General features: G+C 72.3%; 5 protein-coding genes. 2 read left to right on the forward strand and 3 right to left on the reverse strand.

From position 1 onward, the window contains the following. The first annotated feature begins 91 nt into the window (after positions 1 to 91). Positions 92 to 1927 (forward strand): APC family permease, encoded by a 1836-nt coding sequence (locus tag ABD946_RS04720; RefSeq protein ID WP_345280365.1) that lies wholly within the window; start codon positions 92 to 94, stop codon positions 1925 to 1927. A 221-nt stretch (positions 1928 to 2148) separates the two neighbouring features. Next, positions 2149 to 4128, forward strand: a complete 1980-nt coding sequence (locus ABD946_RS04725; protein ID WP_345280373.1) for an APC family permease — start codon at positions 2149 to 2151, stop codon at positions 4126 to 4128. A gap of 255 nt (positions 4129 to 4383) precedes the next feature. Here ABD946_RS04725 and nagB read toward each other — a convergent pair whose 3' ends face one another. From nagB to ABD946_RS04740, 3 genes are all read right to left on the reverse strand, one after another. Continuing rightward, positions 4384 to 5166, reverse strand: coding sequence for a glucosamine-6-phosphate deaminase (gene nagB / locus ABD946_RS04730; protein ID WP_345280366.1), 783 nt, complete (start codon positions 5164 to 5166; stop codon positions 4384 to 4386). A gap of 82 nt (positions 5167 to 5248) precedes the next feature. Beyond that, positions 5249 to 5932, reverse strand: a complete 684-nt coding sequence (locus tag ABD946_RS04735; RefSeq protein ID WP_345280367.1) for a hypothetical protein — start codon at positions 5930 to 5932, stop codon at positions 5249 to 5251. A 777-nt stretch (positions 5933 to 6709) separates the two neighbouring features. Continuing rightward, positions 6710 to 6922 (reverse strand): hypothetical protein, encoded by a 213-nt coding sequence (locus ABD946_RS04740; protein ID WP_345280369.1) that lies wholly within the window; start codon positions 6920 to 6922, stop codon positions 6710 to 6712. Between the last annotated feature and the right edge of the window lie 324 nt (positions 6923 to 7246).

Raw genomic sequence — 7246 nt, forward strand, 5'->3', positions numbered from 1 at the left:
CGGGCCGTCAGGATCCCGTCAGGGGCCGGGGCCCGAGGTGCGGACGGTCCGAGGATCGGGGTGGAAGCATCCCGCACCACCGGAGGACCGCATGTCCGTCACCGTCGCCGCCACCGCCCCCACGGCGGCCGAGGAGCCCCCTGATCAGCAGCGGCACAAGCTGACGGCGCTGGGCGGGCTGTCCGCGCTGTCGCTGGACGCGATGGCCTCGGTGGCGTACGGGCCCGAGTCGATCGTGCTGGTGCTGGCGGCGGCCGGGTCGTACGGGCTGGGGTTCACGCTGCCGGTGACGGTGGCGATCGCGGTGCTGCTGGCGGTGCTGGTGGCCTCGTACCGGCAGGTGATCGCGGCCTTCCCGGACGGCGGCGGCTCGTACGCGGTGGCCAAGGCGCACCTGGGGCGGCGCACGGCGCTGACCGCCGCCGCCTCGCTGGTGATCGACTACGTTCTGAACGTCGCGGTCTCGGTCACCGCCGGAGTGGCGGCGCTGACCTCCGCCTTCCCCTCCCTCCACGGGGACCGGGTCTGGCTCTGCCTGGGCGTGCTCGCCCTGGTGACGGCGGTGAACCTGCGCGGGATCGCCGAGTCGGCCCGCTGGTTCATGGTGCCGACCGCGGTGTTCGTGCTGTCGATCCTGGCGATCGTGGTGGCCGGCCTGTTCCGCGACGCCCCCGCCTCGACCGCGGCCGCCGCCGGGCACGCCTCGGTGCTGGGCGAGAACGCGACCACCGTCGGCGCACTGCTGCTGCTCAAGGCCTTCGCCTCCGGCTGCTCGGCACTGACCGGCGTGGAGGCGGTGGCCAACGCCGTCCCCTCCTTCCGGGCCCCGGCCGTGCGCAGGGCCCAGCACACCGAGGTCGCGCTCGGCGGCCTGCTGGGCGTGATGCTGATCGGGCTGGCCGTGCTGATCGGCAAGTTCCACCTCCAGCCGGTCGAGGGCGTCACCGTGCTGGCGCAGCTGGCGGACGCCTCGCTCGGGCACGGGTTCGGCTTCTACCTGGTGCAGTTCGCCACCGTCGTCCTGCTCGGCCTGGCCGCCAACACCTCCTTCGGCGGCCTGCCGGTGCTGCTGCACCTGCTGGCCCGGGACAACCACCTGCCGCACGTCTTCGCCCTGCGCGCCGACCGCCGGGTGCACCGGCACGGCGTGCTCTTCCTGGCCCTGGTCTCCGCGGCCCTGCTGATCGGCTCCGGCGGCGACGTCAACACCCTGGTGCCGCTGTTCGCGATCGGGGTGTTCGTCGGCTTCACCATCTGCCAGGTCGGCATGGTGAAGCACTGGCTGATCGCCCGTCAGCGGGCCCGCGCGGCGCTGAACGGCTTCGGCGCGCTGCTCACCGGTGTGGCCGCGGTGGTGGTGACCGGCACCAAGTTCACCGAGGGCGCCTGGGGCATCTGCCTGGCGCTGCCGCTGCTGGTGCTGCTCTTCGAGGCCGTCCACCGTGCCTACGCCCGGATCGGCGAGCGGCTCGAACTCGGCCGGGTGCCGGGGCCGTTGACCGGCTCCGGGCCCTCGCTGGTGCTGGTGCCGGTCAGCACGATCACCCGGCTCACCCGGGAGGCGCTCTGCACGGCCCGTTCGCTCGGCGACGAGGTGCGCGCCTTCACCGTGCTGCCGGCCGACCCCGACGCCGAGGACCGGGAGGCCGCCGAGGCGCTGCGGCGGGACTGGGAGCTCTGGCGACCGGGCGTCGAGCTGGTGGAGATCACCGATCCGCACCGGCGTCTGGGGCAGCCGATCGCGGACTACGTGAACGGCCTCGGCGAGGGCCGCCGGATCACCGTGCTGATCCCCGAGGTGGAGCCGGCCCGCCGCTGGCAGCGCGCGCTGCAGAACCAGCGCGGCGCGGTGATCGACCGGGCGCTGCGCCGCCGCACCGACGCCGTGGTCTGCCGTCTCCGGCTCCGGACCGATGCGGAGAAATAGCCGCGTTCATCCCGTATGACCGGAATCCGCACACGGACCTTGACGGACCCTTAACACCTCCCATGACGCTCCGTCAGCACCGTCAACCGCCCCTCTGACCTGCGAAAACCAGGCGCCGGAGGGGCGGTTCGGGCCGTTTCGAAGATTCCGCCCCGCGTCCTACTCTCGCCCCTGTGTTCAATCTGCCCCAGGCGCTGAAGCGCCTCGTGATCGGCAAGGCCATGCGCAGCGAGGAGCTGGGCGAGACGCTGCTGCCCAAGCGGCTGGCACTGCCGATCTTCGCCTCGGACCCGCTCTCCTCGGTCGCCTACGCGACCCAGGAGATCCTGCTGGTGCTGACCGTCGGCGGGACCGCCTTCCTCTACCTCACCCCGTGGATCGCGGCGGCCGTGGTCGGGCTGATGGTGGTCGTGGTGCTGTCGTACCGTCAGGTCGTCCACGCCTACCCGAGCGGCGGCGGCTCCTACGAGGTGGCCTCGCGCAACCTCGGCCCGAACGCCGGGCTGGTGGTGGCCGCCTCGCTGCTGGTCGACTACGTGATGACGGTGGCCGTCTCGGTCGCCTCGGGCGTGGACAACATCATCTCGGCCTTCCCGGGCCTGGACGAGCACCGGGTCCTCCTGGCGGTCGGCTTCGTCGCGCTGCTCACCGCGATGAACCTGCGCGGCGTGCGCGAGTCCGGCAAGGCCTTCGCCGCCCCCACCTACCTGTTCATCGGCGCCATGCTGCTGATGATCGCCACCGGCCTGGTCCGGCTGGCCTTCGGGGACGCGCCGGTGGCGGCCAGCGCCGGGTACGGGATCACACCCGAGCACGGCAAGGACGCGCTGGCCGGGATCGCCCTGCTGCTGCTCGGCCTGCGGGCCTTCGCCTCCGGCTGCACGGCGCTGACCGGCGTGGAGGCGATCTCCAACGGCGTGCCCGCCTTCCGCGCCCCGAAGTCCAGGAACGCCGCCACCACCATGGCCGCCATGGGCATCATCGCCGTGGTGATGTTCACCGGTGTGACGGCGCTGGCACTGATCGCCAAGGTCCACATCGCCGAGGACGCCTGCCAGTTGACCGGCTTCGCCGACTGCGCCACCGAGCCCCAGCAGACCGTCATCGCCCAGCTCGCGGCGGCCACCTTCGGGGACGGCGTGCTGTTCTACCTGGTGCAGGCCGTCACCGCGCTGGTCCTGATCCTGGCGGCGAACACCGCCTTCAACGGCTTCCCGCTGCTGGCCTCGATCCTGGCCGAACACCGCTACCTGCCCCGCCAGATGCACACCCGCGGCGACCGCCTCGCCTTCTCCAACGGCATCATCGCGCTCGCCCTGGTGGCCGGCGGTCTGCTCTGGCTCTACGACGCCGACGTCACCAGCCTCATCCACCTCTACATCCTCGGCGTCTTCACCTCCTTCACCCTCAGCCAGACCGGCATGGTCCGGCACTGGAACCGCGCCCTGGCCACCGAGAGCGACCCGGCCGTCCGGGCCGGCGCCCGGCGCGCCCGGGTGATCAACGCCCTCGGCGCGCTGACCACCGCGCTGGTGCTGGTGATCGTGCTGGCCACCAAGTTCACCCAGGGCGCCTGGCTCGCCGTCCTGGCCGCCGCCGCGCTCTGGATGATGATGCGCGGCATCCGCCGCCACTACGACAGCGTGGCGGCCGAGCTCTCGGTGACGGACCCTCAGGAGGACTCCGTCCGCCCGGCCCGGGTGCACGGGATCGTGCTGGTCTCCCGGCTGCACAAGCCCACCCTGCGCGCGCTCACCTACGCACAGGCCTTCCAGCTGGACGACCTGGAGGCGCTCACCGTCGCCGTGGAGCCCGAGGCGGTGAGCGAGCTGCGCGCGCAGTGGGACGCCGCCGGGCTGGACGTCCCGCTGAAGCAACTCGCCTCGCCCTACCGGGAGATCACCAAGCCGGTGACCGCCTACGTCCGCTCGGTGCGGCAGGCCAGCCCCGGCGACGCCGTGGCGGTGTTCATCCCCGAGTACGTGGTCGGCCACTGGTGGGAGACCCTGCTGCACAACCAGTCCGCGCTCTGGCTGAAGAGCCGCCTGCTCTTCACCCCCGGCGTGATGGTCATCTCGGTCCCCTGGCAGCTCAACTCCTCGGCCCGGGCGGACCGCCCGGCCCGCCGCGCCCCGGGCGCGGTGCGGCGCGGCGAGCCGGAGCAGCCGGGCCGGACCCCGGACCGCGCCGAGACGCGGTAAGGAACACCCGATCACCCGTACGGACGGCGTCAGCGGACCGCTGACGCCGTCCACGTCGGCGCCGCCCTGGAGCGCGACCGCCTCGCCACCGCGGCCTCGCCGAAGCCATGGACGGCACCCTCGACGTCGAGGACACCACCGGCGGCGGCACCACCGTGCTCCTCACCCTCCCGGCGGCCTGATGCGGCCCGGAACGCACGGGAGCCGTGGCCCCCGGAGGGACCACGGCTCCCGCACGACGGGCGCGGTACTGCGTCAGATCGACTGCCAGTCCGGCTTCGCGGCGTAGGTGGCGCGGAAGTAGTCGGCCAGCTTGAGGCCGGCTGCGGCGGCCTCGTCGACCACCACGGTGGCGTGCGGGTGGAGCTGCAGGGCCGAGGCCGGGACCAGCGCGGAGAGCGGGCCCTCGACGGTGGCGGCGACGGCGTCGGCCTTGTTGGCGCCGGTGGCCAGCAGGACCACGTGACGGGCCTCCAGGATGGTGCCGATGCCCTGGGTGATGACGTGGTGCGGGACCTGCTCGATGTCGTCCTCGAAGAAGCGCGCGTTGTCGACCCGGGTCTGCTCGGTCAGGGTCTTGATCCGGGTGCGCGAGGCGAGCGAGGAGCAGGGCTCGTTGAAGCCGATGTGCCCGTCGGTGCCGATCCCGAGGATCTGGAAGTCCACGCCGCCGGCCTCGGCCAGCGCGCGGTCGTAGTGGATGGCCTCGGCCGCGACGTCCTCGGCGGTGCCGTCCGGGCCGATGAAGGAGGCCTCGCTCAGGCCGAGCGGCTCCACCACCTGGCGGATCACGGTGGAGCGGTACGACTCCGGGTGCCCGGCCGGCAGGCCGACGTACTCGTCCAGCTGGCAGATCCGGACCCGGGAGACGTCCAGGCCGCCCGCCACCTTGGTGGTCAGCGCGGTGTAGATCGGCAGCGGCGTGGAGCCGGTGGCCACCCCGACCAGCGCGTCGGGCTTGCGCGCCACCAGCTCGGCGATGGCCGAGGCGATGAGCTCGCCGCCCGCGGCGGCGTCGGGGACGATCACGATTTCCATGGCTCCACCGTTCTGATTCGTACGCGTAGATGTGGTCTAGACCAGACTCGCAGATTCTACCGAGCCCCGTCCAGGACCATCGTCACGGTCCAGCCTCCGGTACGCCGCCCTCCCACGCCGGGCCGGAGGCCGAGTCGGGAGCCGCGCCGGAGGCCGAGTCGGAGGCCACGAAGTAGGTGGGGCGGTGCTGGACGGCGGTGTAGATCCGGCCCACGTACTCGCCCAGCAGGCCGACGCAGATCAGCTGCACGCTGCCCAGGAAGAGCACCGCCACGAACAGCGAGGTCCAGCCCGGCACGGTGGAGCCGGCCAGGTGCACCCCGATGCTCCACACCACCATCAGCAGGCAGAGCAGGAAGCTGGCCACGCCCAGCCAGGTGGCCAGCCGCAGCGGGGCCGCCGAGAAGGTGGTGACGCTCTCCATCGCGAGCCGGACCATCTTGCCGACCGAGTACTTGCTGCTCCCGGCGACCCGCTCCGCCCGCTGGTAGGTCACCTGCCCGCTGGGGAAGCCCAGCCAGGGCACCAGCAGCCGGTAGACCTGCTGCTGATCGGTCGGCAGCTCCTTGAGCGCCTCCACCGCGACCCGGCTGAGCAGCCGGAAATCACCCGCCTGGGCCGTCACCCGCTTGCCGACCAGCCTGCGCACCAGCCAGTAGTACGCCCCGGCCGTCCGCCGCTTGAAAGGCGGTGTCGGTGGACCGGTCCGTTGCCACCCCACGTAGACGATGTCCAGCCCCTCGGACCCGGGCCAGCTCTCCAGCATTCTCGGGGATCTTCTCCGGCGGGTGCCTAGGACGGGGCTCGTGTGCTGGCCACGTACGCGCCGGACGGCCGCGTGCAGCCCGCCGTCTCAGCGGCGGCCTGGTGCCGGGCGTTCGACCGCAGTGCTGACCACCCTGAAGCTCCGCCACCCGGCCCGCTCCTTCTCCAGCATAGCTCGGGGCCGTCCGGTCCGCGCTCCCGTCGTCCACCGCGACGCACCTCGTACGACACCCGGCCCAGTCCAGCGCGGCGCAGCCTTGGCCACCAGGGGCCGGCAGCGCGCGCCTCCCTCGTCGTACATCGGGAGACGACCGAGAGTATCGTCCTCCCCTCGGGTGCTACCGGCATGATTTCCCGCCTGCGGTCCAGACCATGGGGACTGGCGCCGGACAGTACGCGGGGGCGGCGCGGAGAACCGGGTGCCGCCCCCGCGCGGGGTGCTGAGGTGACCGTCAGTACTTCAGCGACTTCCAGTAGGTGTTGCTGGGCCCAGAGCGGCTGGACCCCATCGGCGTCGTAGAGTCACCAGGTTTGGCGTCGTTTCTGCAGCACCAGGTACGCACCCGGTGTACCCCAGGTCCCGGTCGACACAGACCCCGGCCGTCGGCCGCGTAGACCACCACGTTCCCGTCGGCCTGCCGGTGGCCCGGGCACCGGGGTTGCCCGTACGGGAGGACCAGACCGCACCGACGGGTTGAAGTGCAGCACCAGGTTGCCGTCCGACTGCATCTGCAGCCAGATCGGCGAAGCGGTCGGGGTGTTGACCACCTCACGCTCTTCACCACGGCACCGGCGAACAGCGCGGTACCCTGCCGGGCCGCCACCCGGTTGTCGTACCGGTGGCCCAGGGCGTTGCCGTCTGGTCGTAGACCACCAGGTTGAGGTCGTCACTGCAGACCGCGCGCGCGCCGTTGCGGTGGGTCCAGGTGCCGCTGGTCCACAGGGCCCGGCCGTCGGTGGCCCGGACCACGAAGTTGCCGTCCGCCTGCATGACGGCGGTGGCGCCGTTGTTGCCCCACGTGCGGGACGACCAGCGGGCGTTTGCCGGTGGCCTTGGAGTACAGCACCAGGTTCCCGTCCTGCTGCAATCACCAGCCGGCCGGCCTGCGACTCCACCGTCTCGCCCGACCGCACCGTACGGCCCGAAGGGATCACGGTGCCCCGGGTCTCCACGCCGCCGTACCAGTGCCGGTGGACCAGAGCACGCGGCCGTCGAGGTCGTAGATCACCAGGTTGCCGTCACGCTGGACGACAGCGGTGAGCGCGCAGGTTCTTCCAGGTGTCCGTGGCCAGACGGCCCGGCCGTCGGCGGCGT

The organism is Kitasatospora albolonga, from assembly GCF_039535905.1.
In the GTDB taxonomy this organism is placed as follows: domain Bacteria; phylum Actinomycetota; class Actinomycetes; order Streptomycetales; family Streptomycetaceae; genus Kitasatospora; species Kitasatospora albolonga.

What these genes read in the sequence shown, in the direction of transcription:
- ABD946_RS04720 (WP_345280365.1), top strand. Translation starts at nt 92, where the DNA reads ATGTCCGTCACCGTCGCCGCCACCGCCCCCACGGCGGCCGAGGAGCCC.
- ABD946_RS04725 (WP_345280373.1), top strand. Translation starts at nt 2,149, where the DNA reads ATGCGCAGCGAGGAGCTGGGCGAGACGCTGCTGCCCAAGCGGCTGGCA.
- nagB (WP_345280366.1), bottom strand. Translation starts at nt 5,166, where the DNA reads ATGGAAATCGTGATCGTCCCCGACGCCGCCGCGGGCGGCGAGCTCATC.
- ABD946_RS04735 (WP_345280367.1), bottom strand. Translation starts at nt 5,932, where the DNA reads ATGCTGGAGAGCTGGCCCGGGTCCGAGGGGCTGGACATCGTCTACGTG.
- ABD946_RS04740 (WP_345280369.1), bottom strand. Translation starts at nt 6,922, where the DNA reads ATGCAGGCGGACGGCAACTTCGTGGTCCGGGCCACCGACGGCCGGGCC.